At 72.4% G+C, this 17,693-nt stretch carries 17 protein-coding genes; 6 read left to right on the top strand and 11 right to left on the bottom strand.

Annotated features, from left to right (window positions below; translation table 11 throughout):
- Positions 1 to 50: 50 nt before the first annotated feature.
- The 7 genes from AB0C04_RS02745 to paaA all read right to left on the bottom strand — a co-directional run bounded on the left by AB0C04_RS02745 (position 51) and on the right by paaA (position 6,831).
- Complete coding sequence (locus AB0C04_RS02745; protein ID WP_357047253.1) at positions 51 to 1,250, bottom strand: cell wall anchor protein; 1,200 nt, start codon at positions 1,248 to 1,250, stop codon at positions 51 to 53.
- A 472-nt stretch (positions 1,251 to 1,722) separates the two neighbouring features.
- Positions 1,723 to 2,913 carry a cyclic dehypoxanthinyl futalosine synthase gene (mqnC, locus tag AB0C04_RS02740; RefSeq protein ID WP_357047251.1) on the bottom strand — a complete coding sequence of 397 codons (1,191 nt, stop codon included), beginning with the start codon at positions 2,911 to 2,913 and terminating at the stop codon, positions 1,723 to 1,725.
- A 173-nt stretch (positions 2,914 to 3,086) separates the two neighbouring features.
- Positions 3,087 to 4,199, bottom strand: a complete 1,113-nt coding sequence (gene paaE / locus AB0C04_RS02735) for a 1,2-phenylacetyl-CoA epoxidase subunit PaaE (RefSeq protein ID WP_350868103.1) — start codon at positions 4,197 to 4,199, stop codon at positions 3,087 to 3,089.
- Positions 4,196 to 4,669, bottom strand: a complete 474-nt coding sequence (gene paaD, locus AB0C04_RS02730) for a 1,2-phenylacetyl-CoA epoxidase subunit PaaD (protein WP_357047249.1) — start codon at positions 4,667 to 4,669, stop codon at positions 4,196 to 4,198. The genes paaE and paaD overlap by 4 nt, the downstream gene beginning before the upstream one ends.
- 55 nt (positions 4,670 to 4,724) lie before the next feature.
- Positions 4,725 to 5,450 carry a 1,2-phenylacetyl-CoA epoxidase subunit PaaC gene (paaC, locus tag AB0C04_RS02725; protein WP_357047247.1) on the bottom strand — a complete coding sequence of 242 codons (726 nt, stop codon included), beginning with the start codon at positions 5,448 to 5,450 and terminating at the stop codon, positions 4,725 to 4,727.
- Entirely contained in the window at positions 5,447 to 5,767 is a 321-nt protein-coding gene (paaB, locus tag AB0C04_RS02720; RefSeq protein ID WP_357047244.1) for a 1,2-phenylacetyl-CoA epoxidase subunit PaaB, read from the bottom strand. The genes paaC and paaB overlap by 4 nt, the downstream gene beginning before the upstream one ends.
- Entirely contained in the window at positions 5,764 to 6,831 is a 1,068-nt protein-coding gene (paaA, locus tag AB0C04_RS02715; RefSeq protein ID WP_357047242.1) for a 1,2-phenylacetyl-CoA epoxidase subunit PaaA, read from the bottom strand. The genes paaB and paaA overlap by 4 nt, the downstream gene beginning before the upstream one ends.
- Positions 6,832 to 7,199: 368 nt before the next feature.
- Between paaA and AB0C04_RS02710 the strand changes: the two genes are divergently transcribed.
- Together AB0C04_RS02710 and AB0C04_RS02705 are read left to right on the top strand one after the other, a co-directional pair.
- On the top strand, positions 7,200 to 8,162 hold the full coding sequence (locus tag AB0C04_RS02710) for a hypothetical protein (RefSeq protein WP_357047240.1): 963 nt from the start codon (positions 7,200 to 7,202) through the stop codon (positions 8,160 to 8,162).
- Positions 8,162 to 9,124: a hypothetical protein gene (locus AB0C04_RS02705; RefSeq protein ID WP_357047238.1), complete on the top strand. Its 963-nt coding sequence runs from the start codon at positions 8,162 to 8,164 to the stop codon at positions 9,122 to 9,124. Before AB0C04_RS02710 ends, AB0C04_RS02705 begins: the two co-directional genes overlap by 1 nt.
- Before the next feature lie 30 nt (positions 9,125 to 9,154).
- Here AB0C04_RS02705 and AB0C04_RS02700 read toward each other — a convergent pair whose 3' ends face one another.
- From AB0C04_RS02700 to AB0C04_RS02690, 3 genes are read right to left on the bottom strand one after another with little or no spacing between them, the layout of a single operon-like run.
- Positions 9,155 to 10,006 (bottom strand): menaquinone biosynthesis protein, encoded by an 852-nt coding sequence (locus AB0C04_RS02700; RefSeq protein ID WP_357047236.1) that lies wholly within the window; start codon positions 10,004 to 10,006, stop codon positions 9,155 to 9,157.
- 33 nt (positions 10,007 to 10,039) lie between these two features.
- A complete protein-coding gene (locus AB0C04_RS02695; protein ID WP_357047235.1) occupies positions 10,040 to 11,350 on the bottom strand; it encodes an MFS transporter in 1,311 nt (436 codons plus the stop codon).
- Positions 11,351 to 11,391: 41 nt separating this feature from the next.
- The gene (locus tag AB0C04_RS02690) at positions 11,392 to 11,973 is read right to left on the bottom strand and encodes a metalloregulator ArsR/SmtB family transcription factor (RefSeq protein ID WP_357047233.1); all 582 of its coding nucleotides are present in this window, start codon (positions 11,971 to 11,973) and stop codon (positions 11,392 to 11,394) included.
- Positions 11,974 to 12,075: 102 nt separating this feature from the next.
- On the opposite strand from AB0C04_RS02690, the gene AB0C04_RS02685 reads away from it, so the two are divergent.
- Together AB0C04_RS02685 and AB0C04_RS02680 are read left to right on the top strand one after the other, a co-directional pair.
- The gene (locus AB0C04_RS02685) at positions 12,076 to 12,903 is read left to right on the top strand and encodes a carbon-nitrogen hydrolase family protein (RefSeq protein ID WP_357047231.1); all 828 of its coding nucleotides are present in this window, start codon (positions 12,076 to 12,078) and stop codon (positions 12,901 to 12,903) included.
- 170 nt (positions 12,904 to 13,073) lie between these two features.
- Positions 13,074 to 15,164, top strand: a complete 2,091-nt coding sequence (locus AB0C04_RS02680) for an AAA family ATPase (protein WP_357047229.1) — start codon at positions 13,074 to 13,076, stop codon at positions 15,162 to 15,164.
- Between the two features lie 52 nt (positions 15,165 to 15,216).
- Here the strand turns inward: AB0C04_RS02680 and AB0C04_RS02675 are convergent, their stop codons facing one another.
- Positions 15,217 to 15,816 carry a hypothetical protein gene (locus AB0C04_RS02675; protein ID WP_357047227.1) on the bottom strand — a complete coding sequence of 200 codons (600 nt, stop codon included), beginning with the start codon at positions 15,814 to 15,816 and terminating at the stop codon, positions 15,217 to 15,219.
- Positions 15,817 to 15,986: 170 nt separating this feature from the next.
- On the opposite strand from AB0C04_RS02675, the gene AB0C04_RS02670 reads away from it, so the two are divergent.
- Both AB0C04_RS02670 and AB0C04_RS02665 read left to right on the top strand, forming a co-directional pair.
- Positions 15,987 to 16,913: an ABC transporter ATP-binding protein gene (locus AB0C04_RS02670; RefSeq protein ID WP_357047225.1), complete on the top strand. Its 927-nt coding sequence runs from the start codon at positions 15,987 to 15,989 to the stop codon at positions 16,911 to 16,913.
- A 10-nt stretch (positions 16,914 to 16,923) separates the two neighbouring features.
- Positions 16,924 to 17,661 carry an ABC transporter permease gene (locus AB0C04_RS02665; protein ID WP_357047223.1) on the top strand — a complete coding sequence of 246 codons (738 nt, stop codon included), beginning with the start codon at positions 16,924 to 16,926 and terminating at the stop codon, positions 17,659 to 17,661.
- The last annotated feature ends 32 nt before the right edge of the window (positions 17,662 to 17,693 follow it).

Below are 17,693 nucleotides of genomic sequence, written 5' to 3'. Positions count from 1 at the left end.
CGCGCGGAGGGCGGGGTGGTCGCCCACCCCGCCCTCGCATTCCGTTCCGATCAGGCCTCGGACTTCTCGTCGCCCGGTGCCACCAGTACGACCCTGCGCCGGCGGGAGGCCAGCAGCAGCACGCCACCGGCCAGCAGGACGGCCACACCGATGCCACCGATCAGGCCGGCCTGCACGCCGGTCACCGGCAGACCGCCGCCACCACCGCTGCCGCCACCGGCGCCCGGGGTCGGCGTGGGCGCGCCCGTCGGCGTCGGAGTCGGAGTCGGGGTGGGCTGCGCGGACAGGTCCACGAACGCCTCGAAGGTGGTGTGGTTGTCCAGCTCGTCGGCCTCGGTGAACGCCTTCCGCTGCTGCGCGCCGGCGACCTCCGGCTCCTCCTCGGGCTGCCCCTCGGCAGCGTCCAGCCCGTACGCGAACAGGTCACCCTCGTGCAGCACCGGCTCGGTCACACCCTCGCCGACCTTCACGGTCACGTCCGTCGTGTAGTACTGGCCGGGCCTGACGACGGCGCCCGCGTCCTCGCAGAACAGCTGCGCCTTGCCGAGGAACTGCTGCTCCAGGCAACCCTCCGGCTTCTGTACGAAACTGACGCCGGGCGGCAGGGTCAGGCCGTAGAAGATGCCGGTCGCCTTGCGGCTGCCGTCGTTGTAGACCGCCCAGTCGAGCGGCACCGTCCTACCGCGCGGCACCGGCTTCAGGTCGGGCTCGTCGACGACCGCGCCGTTGACCACGACGTTGGCCTGCACGTCCTGCACCCACGAAGTGAGGTCGTAACCGGCCTTCACCACGGTGATGTCGTGCTCGACCTCGTCCCCATCGGCGTTGTCCGCCTTGATGGTGACCTTCAGGGTGCCGGCGGCACCGCGGCCACCGGTGGAGAAGAGCGGGATGCCGAAGCGCTCGCTCGTGCCGCCTGGCAGGTCACCGAGCAGGCAGGTGTAGGTCGCGCCGGACACCTCGCAGCCGTCCGGCACCACGAAGCCGACCTTCTTCGGCTTGAGACCGGCCGTGTCGACGGTGACCGTGACGGCCTTCGCGTCGACCGACGCCAGATTCTCGACGTTGAACTGGAACGGCTTGGCCTTGGCCTGCTTGACGCCCTTGGCCAGGTCGTAGCTGACCGGGACCAGGGCGAGGTCCGCCTGGTCGGCGGCGTGCGCCGGGGCGGCCACGGTGGCCAGACCACCGGCGGCGAGCAGGACCGCGACGCCGGCGCGTGCCAGCGTCGAGCGGTGGAACGCTGTCATGGGTCGTCCCTCGGGGTAGGGAAGAAGAGTGGTTACGGAACCGAGCGGACGTTATCCGAGGTCGATCTCCGACACCAGCGTGGACGGCGGGTTTCATCCGTCCGGTCCAGACCGGATGGACAGTACGGGCGGGATGGTCGCCCATCCCGCCCGCACTGCCCTGCGTTATGTGAACGGCCCTCACGGGCCGATGGAGGACCGCCTCGGGGCGATGCTCTGCTCGTCGATCACCACCGCCGCCGCCGCGCGACCAGGCCCATCACACCACCGTGACCGGCACGGCCGCGCCGATTCGGCTCGGTATGCCGGCGCACGTTAGCGGTCGTCGATCACCTCTGCCACCCCCGCGGCGGCTGTCTCGCCACCCCATACAGAACCGTGACCTGGAGCGGTCCGGATTGACGGTTGTTGTGGGGAAACGAGACGGGCAGCGCGGCGGTGCCGAGCCAAGCCGGCAGCGGGTCGGGAATGCTCAGCGGACGTCGACCAGCGGCAGCGACTTCCCGGCGCCACCGCCGGGCATGGCGATCGAGGAGAAGTGCGAGACGACGCGCTCGTCGGTCGGGTCGTCGGCCGGCGTGTGGTGCACGGCGAGCCGGTGGTAGAGGGTGTCGCGCTGAGCCGGGATCCGACCGGCAGAGCGGATCATGCCGATCAGCTCGTGCAGGTTGGACCGGTGCCGGGCGCCGGCGGAGGAGATGACGTTCTCCTCCAGCATGATCGAGCCGAGGTCGTCCACGCCCATGTGCAGCGCGAGCTGGCCGACGTCCTTGCCGGTGGTCAACCAGGACGCCTGCAGGTGCGGCACGGTCTCGAAGAAGAGCCGGGCCACCGCGACCAGCCGCAGATATTCCAGCGTGGTCGCCTGGGTGCGTCCCTTGAGGTGGTTGTTCTCCGGCTGGTAGGTCCAGGGGATGAAGGACCGGAAGCCGCCGGTGCGGTCCTGCACGTCGCGGATCATCCGCAGGTGCTCGATCCGCTCGGCGTTGGTCTCGCCGGTGCCCATCATCATCGTCGCGGTCGACTCGAGGCCCTGCCGGTGCGCCAGCTCCATCACCTCGAGCCAGCGTGCGCCGGACTCCTTCAACGGGGCGATCGCCTTCCGCGGCCGCTCGGGCAGCATCTCGGCGCCGGCGCCGGCGATCGAGTCCAGCCCGGCCGCCTTGATCCGGGCGATCGCCTCGTCGAGGCTGACGCCGGAGACCTTGGCCATGTGCAGGATCTCGCTCGGCCCGATCGAGTGGATGACCAGCTGCGGGTAGGCCTGCTTGACCGCGGAGAAGAGCCCCTCGTAGTACTCCACGCCGTAGTCCGGGTGGTGCCCGCCCTGGAGCATCACCTGGGTGGCACCCAGCTCGACCGCCTCGCCGCAGCGGCGCAGGATCTCCTCGGTCGGGTGGGTCCAGCCCTCCTTGTGCTTCGGCGCCCGGTAGAAGGCGCAGAACTTGCACGCCGTCACGCAGACGTTGGTGTAGTTGATGTTGCGGTCGATCAGGTAGGTGACGATGTTGTCCGGGTAGCGCCGTCGGCGTACCGCGTCGGCCGCCTCGCCCAGGGCGTGGAAGGGCGCCTCGGTGTAGAGCAGCAGGGCCTCCTCGGGCGTGATCCGCCCGCCGTCCGCGCCGCGCTGCAGGATGTCGTCGATCTCCCGGCTCACCGTCACGCCCCCGAGCCTACGTCGCCCCGCCGACCCCGCCACACACCACTCCAATCCCGGTGACCCACACCCCAAAGACCCCTCCCACGCCGATCATGCGGTTGTGGTGCCTCACGTAAGCCGCGAAGCGGGCGTGATCGGGCACCACGACTGCATGATCGCCACGGAAGGCGTGGTGGTCAGGCGTCGTAGTCGACCGTCAGGCGGTCGGTGAGCGGGCTGGACTGACAGGTCAGCACGTAGCCGGCGGCCACTTCGTCGGGCTCCAGGGCGTAGTTGCGGGCCATGGTGACCTCGCCGTCGACGACCTTCGCGCGGCAGGTCGAGCAGACGCCGCCCTTGCAGGCGTACGGCAGCTCGCCGCGGACCTTGAGCGCCGCGTCCAGCACCCGCTCGTCGCGGCGCATCGTGAAGCTCGACGACCGGCCGTCCAGGGTGATGGTCACCTCGGCGCCGGCGCCGGGCTCGTCACCGGGGCGGCGCGGCGGCTCCGGCGGGGCGTCGACGTGGAACAGCTCGGTGTGCACCGCCGAGTCGGGCACCCCGCGCCCGGCCAGCACCTCCCGGACGTCGAGCACCATGCCGTACGGGCCGCAGAGGAACCACTCCTCGATCCGCTCCCCGGGCACGATGGTCTCCAGCAACCGGCCCAGCCGGTCGGCGTCGATCCGCCCGGAGAGCAGCGGCGACTCGCCCTGCTCCCGGGAGAGCACGTGCACCAGGTGCAGCCGGGTCGGGTAACGGTCCTTCAGGTCGGCCAGCTCCTCGGCGAACATCACGGTGTTCGCCGTCCGGTTGCCGTACACCAGGGTGAAGGTGCTGGCCGGCTCGACGGCGAGCGCGGTCGCGACCAGCGCGAGCACCGGGGTGATGCCGGAGCCGGCGACCACCGCGCCGTAGTGGCGGACCCGGGCCGGGTCGAACGCCGTGCTGAAGTTGCCGAGCGGGGGCAGCACCTCGACGGTGTCCCCGCCGCGCAGCGCGCCGCAGGCGAACGTCGAGAAGGCACCGCCGGGCACCTCGCGCACCCCGATCCGCAGCCGGCCGTGCCGGGCCAGCTCGTCCGGAGTGGAGCAGATGGAGTACGAGCGGCGCACGTCCGCGCCGTCGTCGAGGGCGGGGCGCCGGACGGTGAGGTGTTGGCCGGCGCGGAACGCGAACGTCTCCCGCAGCTCCGCGGGCACCGCGAAGGTGACCGCCACGGCGTCGTCGGTGAGCCGGTCGACGGCGGCGACCGGCAGCGGGTGGAAGACCGGCCGGCGGCGGACCGGCCGGGTGATGGTGACTGTCACAGCGCCTTCAGGTGGTCGAAGGGTTCGGAGCAGGAGCGGCACCGCCAGAGCGCCTTGCACGCGGTGGAGCCGAACCGGCTGAGCTGCTCGGTCTCCGGCGATCCGCAGCGCGGGCAGCGCACCGTGAGGGTCAACGGCACGACGCCGTCGGCACGGACCGGCCCGGGCGGGGCGATCCCGGCGGCGGCCAGCTTGGCCCGGCCGGATTCGGTGATCCAGTCGGTGCTCCAGGCCGGGCGGTGGACCGTCCGGACCTCGGCGTCGGGGTGGCCGGCCGCGGCCAGCGCCCGGCGGATGTCGGCGCGGATCACGTCCATCGCCGGGCAGCCGGTGTAGGTGGGGGTGATGGTGACGACCACCCGGCCGGTCGCCGGGTCGGCGTCGACCGCCCGCAGGATGCCCAGCTCGTCGATGGTGAGCACCCGGATCTCCGGATCCACCACCGAGGCCACGGCCTCCCTCGGGTTCACCGGTGCCGCCTTCCGTTCGCGACTGCGGGGCTCCGCTTCGCTGCACTCCTCGCGCTCACCATTTCGCCCCCGGGTGGGCGCGGTGCAGCACCTGCATCTCGGCGAGCAGGTACGACAACTCCTCGGTGTGCACGCCCTGCCGCCCGCCGGCCGGCGCCCAGCGGGTCTCCGGTCGGGTGAGCGTGGCCTCGGCCAGCACGGCGGCCACGGTGGCGTCGAAGTCCGCCCGGAGCGTGGCCGGGTCGACCGGTGCCGCCGCGTCGGGTGCGAAGAGCTCCCCGACGTACGGCCAGACCTGGTCGACCGCCGCCTGCATCCGGCGGTGCGACTCCTCGGTGCCGTCACCGAGACGCCGCACCCAGAGCGAAGCGTGGTCCAGGTGGTACGCCGACTCCTTGCGCGCCTTGGCCCCGATCGCGGCCAGCCGCTCGTCGGCGCAACCGGCCAGCGCGGTGTAGAGCGGTAGCTGGTAGGCGGCGAGGAAGAGCAGCTTCGCCATGGTGACCGCGAAGTCGCCGTTGGGCAGCTCGACCAGGAGGCAGTTGCGGAACTCCCGGTCGTCGCGCAGGTACGCCAGCGCGTCCTCGTCGCGGCCGGCACCCTCCAGCTCGCCCGCGTACGTCAGCAGCAGGCGGGCCGCGCCGAGCTGGTCGAGGGCGATGTTGGCCAGCGCGACGTCCTCCTCCATCTCCGGCGCCCGGGTGGTCCATTCGGCCAGCCGCTGCGCGGCGATCAACGCGTCGTCGCCGAGCGCGAGCGTGAAGTGGAAGGGGCCGTTCACAGGTGGGCCACCCCGTCCGGCACGTCGTAGAAGGTGGGGTGGCGGTAGACCTTGTCCGCCGCCGGATCGAAGAAGACGTCCTTCTCGTCCGGGCTGGACGCGGTGATCGCGCCTGCCGGCACCACCCAGATCGACACGCCCTCCTGCCGCCGGGTGTAGAGGTCCCGCGCGTTGCGCAGGGCCAGCTCGGCGTCGGGCGCGTGCAGGCTGCCCACGTGGGTGTGCGACAGCCCGCGCCGGGCCCGGACGAAGACCTCCCAAAGAGGCGAATGACCGGTCACGCTGGGCTGGTCGGTTCGCTCGCTGCGCTCGCTCACGCGGCCACCGTCTCCTTCTGCTCGGCCCGCTTGGCCGCGTACGCCGCGGCCGCCTCGCGCACCCAGGCGCCGTCGGCGTGGGCCTGCCGCCGGTGCGCGATCCGCTGCCGGTTGCAGGGCCCGTCGCCCTTGATCACCCGCATCAGCTCGTCGTAGTCCGGCTGGGTGTAGTCGTGCGACTGCCGCTCGTCGTTCCAGCGCAGCGCCTCGTCGGGGATGCGCAGCCCGAGGATCTCGGCCTGCTGCACGCACATGTCGACGAAGCGCTGACGCAGCTCGTCGTTGGAGAAGCGCTTGATCTTCCAGGCCATCGACTGCTCGGAGTGCGTCGAGTCGCCGTCGGGCGGGCCGAACATCGCCAGCGACGGGTACCACCAGCGGTCCACCGCGTCCTGGGCCATCGCCTTCTGCGCCGGAGTGCCGTGCGCCAGCGTGTGCAGGATCTCGTAGCCCTGCCGCTGGTGGAACGACTCTTCCTTGCAGACCCGGATCATCGCTCGGGCATAGGGGCCGTAGGAGCAGCGGCAGAGGGGCACCTGGTTGACGATCGCGGCGCCGTCCACCAGCCAACCGATCGCGCCGACGTCGGCCCAGGTGAGGGTCGGGTAGTTGAAGATCGAGCTGTACTTCTGGCGGCCGTCGAGCAGCAGCTGGACGAGCTCGTCCCGACTGATGCCGAGGGTCTCGGCGGCGGCGTAGAGGTAGAGGCCGTGCCCTGCCTCGTCCTGGACCTTGGCGAGCAGGATCGCCTTGCGCTTGAGCGACGGCGCCCGGCTGATCCAGTTCCCCTCCGGCTGCATGCCGATGATCTCGGAGTGGGCGTGCTGGGCGATCTGCCGGATCAGCGTCCTGCGGTACGCCTCCGGCATCCAGTCGCGTGGCTCGATCTTCTGATCCGCCGACACGACCTCGGCGAAGTACGTCGCCAGGTCCTCGTCCGGCGCGGGTCCGCCGCGTCGCTGCCGCGCCGCCGCCTCGCGCAGCGCAACTTCCGCCGCCTCGACCTCGCCGAGCAGGCCGCCGCCGGGTGCGTCCTCCGGGGCGCCGAAGTCGTTGCCATACATGAGGACAAGTGTTACAGCTCGCGACTCAATAAACCAGAGGGTGTAACAGGAATCCGAAGCTACCTTCCGTCACGGAACCACCGCCTCCAGTGGCCGGATTCTCCCGATCGGTCCTATGACTTGGCTCACTCGGCAAAGATGAACCCCCACAGAGGCCGCATAGCGGGCCGATCTCCCGCCTTTATGGCAAGTTGCCAGGTGGCGGATCCTGGCGCACACCGGATCCAGACGTAGACTTTCCCGGTCACACCGATCGGCTCCTGACGATCGCCATCACCACACGGGCCGCAACCCCCGGCCCCGGCGATCGACCGGTCGTCCTGGCAACAGCCGGCCCCCCGGCCCTGACATCTGGAGCTCCCCCACTCATGCGTTCCCGCGTGACCATGGTGCTTGCCGTCGTGGCGGTCCTGCTCGGTGGCGTCCTGATCGTTCCCGCCGCGTACGCCCGGCTCGCCGGTGACGACGCCACCGCCAGCGGTGGTGGCGGTGGTGGCGGCAGCGTCGCCGCGCCCGCACCGACCCCGCCGCCGCCCCCGACGCTGGCCGCCGGCCCGGTCTCGGTGAACTTCAAGGGCGAGTTCTTCTCCTGGGCCCTGATGGACCGGGCGACCGGGAAGATCTCCGGTTCGAAGAACATGACCTCGACCAGCTCGACCGAGTCGATGATCAAGTCCTGGTTCGCCGCCGACTACCTGAAGCGACTCGGCGACAAGGAGCTGTCGGCCAGCGCCAAGAAGAACATCACCACGGCGATCCGGGACAGCAACGACGACGCCGCCAACCTGCTCTACAAGCTGAACGGCGGCAGCGCGAGCATCAAGCGGATGACCAGCACCTGCAAGCTGACCGACACCAAGCCGGGCAAGGTGCCCGGTTACATCGGCTGGTGGAGCTTCACCCAGATGTCCCCGCGCGACGCGGTACGCCTCGGCGACTGCATCGCCGACGGCACCGCCGCCGGGCAGAAGTGGACCAAGTTCCTGCTCGACGAGATGTCCAAGGTGCGGGGCAGCACGGCGGCCAAGGACCAGAAGGCGAAGTCCGGCGGCGGTAGGTGGGGGATCATCGACGGTCTACCGGCGTCGATCAAGGCGCAGGGGCCGGTCAGCATCAAGAACGGCTGGACCCCGCTCATGTACGACGGCAACTGGCACGTCAACTGCCTCGCCGTCACCGGCAAGTGGAGCCTCGCGGTGATGCTGCGCTACCCGCAGAAGAACGGCCTCGCCTACGGGGCGAAGGCCTGCGCGAGCGTGGCCACCCAACTGGTGACCCCGCAGCCCGGCGCGGCGCTCAAGGTGCCGCAGCAGCCCCTCGGGAAGCTCTGATGGCCGGCGACCGACGCAGCCGCGACCGGCAGGGCGGCGAGGGGCGGGGCGGCGAGGCCTCTCCGCTGCGGTTGATCGCGATCGCGGTGATCCTGATCGGACTCGTGCTCGTGTCGCTTCGCCTGCTGCCCGGCTCGCCGTTCGAGTCCCGGGCCGCCTCGCGGTGGGGCGATGCCGACGCACCGACCGAGCGCTCCACCAGCACGCCCGGCGACCGCCGCACCCGGCCGTCGCCGAGCCCCAGCCCGTCGCTGGCACCGCTGCCGTTCGTGGCCAAGGATCTCGACCTGGACATCGAGGGCTGGTACTCCTGGAGCGTGCTGGACCGACGCACCGGGAAGATCATCGGTTCGAAGAACATGGACGAGACCAGCACCACCGCCTCGCTGATCAAGGCCTGGATCGTCGCCGACTACCTGCGCCGGGCCGACGAGAACGGCCAGACCCCGAGCGACGCCAAGCTCGCCGACGCCACCCGGATCATCCGCGACAGCGACAACACCCGGGCCGAGCAGTTCTACAACAACGTCGGGCGGGCCGCGTCGATCAAGCGGCTGATCTCGATGTGCAAGCTCACCGACAGCAGCGTCGCGCCCGACGGCGGCTGGAGCCGTACCGCACTGTCGCCCCGGGACACCGCCCGAATGGGCAACTGCATCGCCGACGGCACGGCAGCCGGCCCGGAGTGGACCAAGTGGCTGCTCAACGAGATGCGACTGGTCCGCGGCGCCGGTGACTTCGGCATCCGCAAGGCGTTCCCGGCGGCGCAGCAGAAGAAGATCGCCATCAAGAACGGGTGGATCGACCGGACCAAGGAGCAGGAGATGCACATCAACTGCCTGGCCATCGGCGACACCTGGACGATGGGCGTGATGGTCCAGTACCCGATCGACATGGGCTACGACTACGGCATGAAGAACTGCGAGAAGATCACCGAAGCCCTGCTGCGCCCCGGCGTCTGACCCGCCAGCCGGGGCGACTCGGCGGGCCGGTCAGCCGGCGAAGAACTCGGGCCCGTCGGCCGGCAGGGCGGGGGCCTCACCGAGGGCCGCGGCCCGTCGGGCGAACTCCCGCAGCCCGGCCACCTGCCGCTCGCCCAACGAGAAGTCCAGCGTACGGAAGTACGTGGCCAGGGTCTCCGCGTCGAACGGCTCCCAACGGGCGCCCGCCTCGGCCACCTGGTCGAGCTCGGCCAGGCTGAGGTCGCGCGAGCGCAGGAACGCCTCGTGCACCTCCTTGACCACGCCCGGGTGGGCGGCGGCGAAGTCGCGGCGGGCCGCCCAGACGGCGAAGACCATCGGCAGCCCGGTCCAGTCCCGCCAGGCCTGCCCCAGGTCGGTGACCTCGAGACCCTGGCGCGGCGCCTCGTGGAGGGCGCGAAGCGCCACGTCCCCGATGAGCACCGCGGCGTCCGCCTCCAGCAGCATCTGGGTCAGGTCCGGCGGGCACCGGAAGTAGTCCGGCCGGACCCCGTACCGCTCGGCGAGGTACATCTGCGCCAACAGCACGCCGGTGCGGGAGGTCGAGCCGAGCGCGACCCGCGCCCCGTCCAGCTCGCTCAGCGGCCGGGTGGAGACGATGTTGACCGAGAGCACCGGCCCGTCGCTGCCGACCGCAAGGTCGGGCAGCAGCAGCAGCTCGTCGGCGTGCCGCAGGTACTCCAGCTGCGTGATCGGGCCGATGTCCAGGTCACCGCCGACCAGCGCCGAGTTCAACTGGTCCGGGGTGTCCTTGTAGAGGTCGACGTCGAGCAGGGCGCCGGAGCGCATCAGCCCCCAGTAGATCGGCAGGCAGTTCAGGAACTGGATGTGTCCGACCCGGGGACGGGCGATGCGCTCAGCCATGCCCTGACCGTATCCCCGCCCACCGGCACCCGCTCAGCGGCCCGGTGCCGGAGTGGCCAACCCCGCATCCGACGCCGACAGCCCCGTCCGCTCCCCCGGCTCGGAGGCGCGTTCGGGCGACTCGGACCGCTCGGCGCGGGCCGCGCGGTTGACGGGTATCACCAGCAGGGCGACCGCGACCAGCCCGGCGACCCCGGCGACGGCGACCAGCGGCCGCGGCGCGAAGAACTCCAGCAGCAGACCACCGGCGAGGTAGCCGACCATGGCCGCGCCCTGGACCGCGCCACCATAGATCGCGAAGGCGCGACCGCGAGCCGCCTCGGGGACCCGCCGGGCCATCAGCACGTTGCCGAAGACGTTGTTACCGCCGTTCCAGACGCCGCCGATCAGCCAGATCGGCACCAGCAGCAGGGCGGACGGCACGGCCGCCGAGACCAGCACCATCAGGCAGCATCCGCCGAGCAGGGCAAGGGTCGCCCGGGTCAGCGCGGCGTCCCGCGGGAACCGCCTGACCACCCGGGCGAAGATCCATGCTCCGGCCAGCATGCCCAGCGTCCAGGCGCCGGTCACCAGCCCGTACATGGTGGTGGTGCTGTGCAGCGTCTCCCGGATGAAGAAGACCTCCACCACGTTGATCGCCCCTACCGCGCCGACCACCCCGGCCACGCTCACCACCATCGCCAGCAGCAGCGGGTCGCTGCGCAGTCGCCAGCCGGCCGTGGTGCGACCGTCGGCGGTGGTCCCGGTCGCCGCCGGCTGCGCCCGCCGCCGGCCGCCCCGTCGGGTGCGGATGAGCAGCCCTGCCGCCACCAGGGCGAGGTAGCTGACCGCGTCGACGAGCAGCGGGACCCGCGTGCCGAAGCCGCCCACCAGCAGCCCGGCCAGCGCCGGGCCGGCCAGCGCACCGAGGGTGCCGGCCGACTGGTGCAGGGCGCTGGCCCGGGGCAGGTCCGCCGGCCTGACCATCGCCGGAACCAGGGCGGCGAGCACCGGCTGGGTCACGGCCAGGCCGACGGCGAGCAGGCCGACCAGGACGATGACCAGCGGCGGACTGTCGGCGTACGCCAGCGCGAGGCAGATGCCGGCCTGGGCCACGCCGGCGACGACCAGCAGGGTGCGGCTGTCCACCCGGTCGGCGAGCCGCCCGGTCAGCGGAGCCAGCGCGACCAGCGGCAGGGTCGCGGCGAGCAACAGCCCCGAGACCGCGAGACCGCCGGCGCCCGCGGTCTGCAACGCCAGGGTCAGCGCGGCGGCCGCGAGGAAGTCCCCGCAGCTGGAGAGGCCCCGGGCGGCGGTGACCAGCCAGACGTCCGACCAGCGCGACGAGACAGGTGTGAAGGACATATTTCGAAAATAATCCTTCACACCTGTGATGGCAAGCCCGCTCACTCCATCGGCAGCGCCTTGTACTGGATCGAGACCGTCCGCGCGTCAGCCGGCGGATCCACCCGGGTCCGCTTGCGGTACGGCTCCAACAGCCGGAACACCGCCTCGTTCACCTCCTTCAACTCGGCCGCCGTGAGCAGCAGTTGACTGTCGGAGAGCCGGGCGACGTCGTACCACTCGGCCGGCTCGTCCGGCGCCCGCCGCAACCAGTCCCGGCTGCGCTCCAGGTCGCGGGCGAACCACGCCTCGATCAACGCGCGCTCGGCCGCCCGGGTCTCCGGCTCGGCCCCTCTTCCGGCGTCGACCGTCCAGCCGGCGCTGACCGTGCGCCAGATCCGCTCCCGCGCGTCGCCCCGGCTCGGCGCCGGCTCGACCAGGCCGGCCTTCGCCAGCTCGCGAAGGTGGTAACTGGTGGCGCTCGGCGACTGACCGACGATCTCGGCGCACTCGGTGGCCGTCGCGCCGCCCGGCAGTGAGCTCAGATGGTCCATGATCGCGAGTCGGGCCGGATGGGCCAGCGCGCGCATCACCTGCGGATCGCTGATCGTCACCCGACGCTGCTCAGGGCTCGGCTCGGTCATTCCCCCATGATCCCGGGCCGCCCGGGCACCCGCCATCACCCCCGGCCGTGGACCGTGGCGCGGCACTAGGCTGGCCGGGCTCAACGGCGAGGGAGGGCGGGCATGAAGACATCCGTGACGATCGGCCAGGTCCCCACCGGCTGGGACATCGCCACCAATCTCGCCTCGATCGAGACGGTGCTGAGCCACAGCCGGCCCAACGACGTCGTACTGCTGCCCGAGGGCGCCCTCTCCGGGTACGCGCCGGACCTCTCCCCGCTCGCCGCGCTCGATCCCCGGCAACTCGCCGAGGCGATCGAGACGGTCGCCGAGCTGGCCCGGCTCCGGGGTGTCCACCTCTTCTGCGGATCGCTGGTGCTCGAGGACGGCGCCTGGTGGAACGCCGCGCTGCACTTCACCCCGTCCGGCGGCCGGTGGAGCTACCGGAAGATCAACCTGGCGGTGAACGAGCGGCCCGTGCTGCGGGCCGGCGCCGAACTGCCCACCCGCCCCGTGCCCCAGCCCTGGGGCGACCTCGTGGTGGGCGTGCAGCTGTGCCGGGAGATCCGCTACCCCGAGCAGTGGCAGTACCTGGCCCGCTCGGGCGCCGCCGCCTTCCTCTTCCTGACCAACGCCGCGAGCCCCGAGGCGGTCCCGGGTCTCTGGCGCAGCCACCTGATCAGCCGGGCCGCCGAGAACCAGCGGTTCGTCTTCGCGGTGAACCTCGCCGACCCGCGGCAGCACTGCCCGAGCATGGTGGTCTCACCCCGCGGCGAGGTGCTCGCCGAGCTACCGCCCGGCGACACCGGCACCCTCCGGGTCACCGTCGACCTGGCCGAGGTCTCCGACTGGAGCCTCGACCAGCAACGCCGCGACGTCCTCGACCTGCGGTACCACCCGACGGCCCGGCAGCCGGCCGACGGATCGTCGGTTGCCCGGCCCACCGCGTGACCCGCGCCGGCCGGCGCCGAAATTCGGTTGCCGGGCTGACGCACGGGAGTAGGCTTTTCGTCTCCGCCTGACGGCCGCGGTGAGTATGCACCGCAGCGGACGTCCCCGCGCCGGCCCACGAGCCGGAAACGCGAGCGGCAGCGTTTTTCCCCGTGTCGAGGAGTACGTGGATGACCCTGCACGCCCAAGATCAGTCCCTGGATGTGGAACTCGCCTCCGAGCGGGCCCACCTGGACACCTCCCGAGCAGCGCTGAGCCGGATGCGCGAGCGGGCCAAGGCCCTCTTCTCCACCGGTGACCAGGTGGCCGGCGACGCGTACGCCGCCGAGACCCTCGGCCGGACGTTGGCCCGCCGGGTCGCCGAGCTCGCCGACGACCCCACCACCCCACTCTTCTTCGGCCGGCTCGACTTCGGCGCGGGTGCCGACGGTCTGGACGGCGAGATCCCCGACACCGTCGACGGCGACGCGACGTACGCGGACCACGCCGGCCGGCGCTACCACATCGGCCGGCGCCACGTCACCGACGAGCGCGGCGAGCCGCTGGTGCTCGACTGGCGGGCCCCGATCTCCCGGTCGTTCTACCGGGCCAGCGCCCGGGACCCGCAGGGGATCGCCACCCGGCGCCGGTTCGGCTTCAGCACCGGGGTGCTCACCAGCTTCGAGGACGAGCACCTGGACCGGGGCGAGGAGCTGGGCACGGCCAGCCGGATCCTGACCTCCGAGATCGAGCGGCCACGCGTCGGGCCGATGCGGGACATCGTCGCCACCATCCAACCCGAGCAGGACGAGCTGGTCCGGGCCGACCTCGCCGACTCGATCTGCGTGCAGGGAGCGCCGGGCACCGGTAAGACCGCCGTCGGGCTGCACCGCGCCGCGTACCTGCTCTACCTGCATCGGGAGCGGTTGCGGCGGGCCGGCGTGTTGATCGTCGGACCGAACCGGGCGTTCCTGTCGTACATCGCGGCGGTGCTGCCGGCGCTCGGTGAGGTGGAGGTCGAGCAGTCCACGGTGGAGGACCTGCTCGCCCGGGTGCCGATCCGGGCCGTGGAGGACCCCGCCACGGCCACGCTGAAGCACGACGCCCGGATGGCCGAGGTGCTGCGCCGCGCGGTCGAGGCGCACATCGGGGAGCCGACCGAGCCGATCATGGTCTCCGACGGCTCGTTCCGCTGGCGGATCGGCCTGGATCCGCTGCACCGGGTGATCGAGGAGACCCGCCGGGAGGGGCTGCCGTACGGCGTGGGCCGGGAGCGGGTGCGGGCCCGGGTCATCAGCCTGCTGCAACGACAGGCCGAGGCGCGCCGCGCGGAGTCGCCCGGCGATCCCTGGCTGCGCCGGATGGGGAAGTCCCGGCCGGTGACCGGGTTCCTCGACGCGGTCTGGCCGGCGCTCAGCGCGGAAGGCCTGGTGTACGCCCTGCTCGCCGACCCTGCGGCGCTCGCCGCGGCGGCGGACGGGCTCCTCACCGAGGCCGAGCAGGCCCTGTTGACCTGGTCCAAGCCGGCGCGTACCGCGAAGGCGACCCGATGGACGGCCGCCGACGCGGTCCTCATCGACGAGGCGTCCGGGCTGATCGAGCGGCCGGGCGGCTTCGGCCACGTGGTGCTCGACGAGGCCCAGGACCTCTCCCCGATGCAGTGCCGGGCCATCGCCCGACGCAGCGAGCACGGGTCGATCACCCTCCTCGGCGACCTGGCTCAGGGCACCGCGCCGTGGGCCGCCACGGACTGGCGGCGGTCCCTGAGCCACCTGGGCAAGCCGGACGCCGCCGTGGTCCCGCTGACCGTCGGCTTCCGGGTGCCGGCCGCGGTGGTCGAGTTCGCCAACCGGCTGCTGCCGGCGCTCGCCGTGGACGTACCCCCGGCCGAGTCGCTGCGCCGGGACGGCGGCCTGGACATTCGTACCGTGACCGATCCGGCCGCGGCGACGGTGGCCGAGGTGCGGGCGGCGCTCGCGCACGACGGCTCGGTCGGCGTGATCGCCGCCGACGACACGGTGGACGAGCTGCGTGCGGCGCTCGCCGACGCCGACGTGCCCACCGCGACCGCCGACGACGTGGCCACCGCCGCGCGGGTCACCGTGGTCCCCGCGACCCTGGTCAAGGGCCTGGAGTACGACCACGTGGTGGTGGTCGAGCCGGCCGCGATCGTGGCGGCCGAGCCGCGCGGCCTGCACCGGCTCTACGTGGTGCTCACCCGGGCGGTCTCCCGGCTCACGGTGCTGCACGCCGAGCCGCTGCCGGCGCTGCTGGCCGACTGACCGCGCGCGCCTTCCCGAGGCCCGGCGAAGCGGCGCTGCGCCCCGGGGCCGCTCAGCCGGAGAGGGCGGCGGCGACCGCGCGCAGCGGCCGGCCCGACTCGGCGATCGGCACGGTGAAGGCGAGCCACGAGCCGTCGGTGAAGTCGAGGCGCAGCCGCTTCGGGTTGAGCCGGTGCCAGCCCACCCGGGCCGACGCCACCTCCGCGCGCGACGCGGACCAGGCGATCCGGGTCTCGGCCAGCGACCGCTCGTCGTCCTCGCGTGTGGACAGCAGCTTCACCGGCCCGGTGAGGCAGACCAGCAGCCGCCGGTCGGTGGCGGCGAGCAGAACGTCCCGCACCGTCCCGACCGGCCGGGGCGATCGCAGCGCGTGGTGCAGGCGGGAGGCGGCGGAGCCCGGAACCCCGCGGCCGGCGACGCCCCAGGCGATCCGATCCACCAGTCGGTCGCCGGGCGCCCAGGTGACCAGCGGAACGAGCACGTTGAGCAGGGCCGACCCGACGGTCACCCGGCCGGGCGCCGCCGGCGCGGCCGGGGCGGGCGGGGGTGCCGGCGTCACCCCGTTGGCGGCCTCGGCCTTCGCGTACGCCAACACCCGCTCACCCGGCTCGGCGAGCTGTCCGATCCGGTCGCGGTAACTGGTCTCCTGCACCGGGTCAGTATCGGTCGTGGCGGTCGGCCCCGGTGCCCCGCGACCGTCGGGTGCTCTCGTGCGCCGCGCTTCGACACTCGTCCCCGACCGCCCCCCGCCGGGGGGACAACAAAGTTGGCGCCCGCCCGGTACACAGAGAACCGGCAGTTCACCGGCAAAGGAGAACCCTCATGATCCTCGCCCGCGCCGACCAGGCCAGCCGCCGGTACGGTGACGTCCTCGCCCTCGACCGGGTCGACCTCGAGGTACGCGCCGGTGAGCTGGTCGGTCTGCTCGGCCCGAACGGGGCCGGCAAGAGCACGCTGATGAACCTGCTCGTCGGGTTGCGCCGCCCGACCTCGGGCCGGGTCGAACTCTTCGGCGGCGACCCGCGCGACCCGGCGTCCCGACGGCAGATCGGGGTGACCCCGCAGGAGACCGGGCTTCCGGGCACCCTGCGGGTCGGCGAGGTGGTCGACTTCGTCTCCGCGCACTACCCCGACCCGGTACCCCGCGACGAACTGCTCGACCGGTTCGGCCTGACCGAGCAGGCGCGGCGACAGACCGGCGGGCTCTCCGGCGGCCAGCGCCGCAGGCTCGCGGTGGCGCTGGCCTTCGTCGGCCGGCCCCGGCTGGTGCTGCTCGACGAGCCGACGACCGGCCTGGACGTGGAGGCCCGACACAGCCTCTGGGAGGCGATCCGCGGGTTCCACGCCGACGGCGGAGCGGTGCTGCTCTCCAGTCACTACCTGGAGGAGGTGGAGGCGCTGGCCCGCCGGGTCGTGGTGATCGGGCAGGGACGGGTACTGGTCGACGACACCATGGCGGCGGTCCGGGCGGTGGTCGGCGTACGGCGGGTCAGCCTCGTCGCCGACCGGCTGCCCACCCTGCCCGGCGTGGTACGCACCGAGCGGATCGACGGCCGCACGCACCTGCTCACCACCGACGCCGACCAGCTCGTCCGGGACCTGGTCACCGCCGGGGTGGCCTTCACCGACCTGGAGGTACGCCCCACCTCGCTGGAGGAGGCGTTCCTCGCCATCACCTCCGACGCGCCACCGGCCGGCGCCGAGAACGAGCCCGACGTCCACGCCGCTCCGGCCGGCACCACCGCCTGAGGAGGCGACCGTGCAGCTTGCCCTGGTCCACGCCCGCTACCAGCTGCTGGAGATCGTCCGGATCCCGGTCGCCGTCTTCGGCAGCGCGTTCTTCCCGGCCGCCGCGATGCTCTTCTTCGTGGTCCCGTTCGCCGGCGACGACCCGACCGGCGCCACCTTCGCCACCGCCTCGATGGTCACCTTCTCGGTGATGAGCGCCAACATCTTCCAGTACGGCATCGGCGTGGCCGAGGACCGCGACCAGCCGTGGAACCCGTACACCCGGACCCTGCCGGCCGGGCCGGCGCCCCGGTTCGCCGGCCGGGTGCTGGCCGGTCTGGCGCTCACCTACCTCTCGCTGATCCCGGTGGTGGTGATCGGCGCGACGCTGACCGCCGCGCAGATCACGCCGGCGGCGTTCCTGCTGGCGATCGGCACGGTCGCCGTGGTCTCGGTGCCGTTCACCCTGATGGGGCTCGCCATCGGCTACTCGCTGCCGAGCAAGGCGGCGATCGTGGTCGCCCAGATCGTCTTCTTCCCGCTCGCCTTCGGCGGTGGCCTGCTCTCCGCCCCCGGCGAGGCACCCGGGTTCATCGAGGCGCTCGCGCCCTACCTGCCCACCCGAGGAGCGGTCGAGTTGATGTGGGCGGCGGTGGGCGACCACCCGGTGCGGCCGTTGTCCCTGACCATGCTGGGCGTCTGGGTGGTGTTGCTGGCAGCGCTCGCCGGCTGGGCGTACCGACGGGACGAGGGTCGCCGGTTCAGCTGAAATTTCGTCCGATTTCGCCCCGTACGTCGGCG

Origin of the sequence: Micromonospora sp. NPDC048909 (assembly GCF_040649635.1) — a bacterium.
Taxonomy (GTDB): domain Bacteria; phylum Actinomycetota; class Actinomycetes; order Mycobacteriales; family Micromonosporaceae; genus Micromonospora.
The sequence above is the reverse complement of the archived record's forward strand: the minus strand, read 5'-3'. Positions and strand labels throughout refer to the sequence as shown.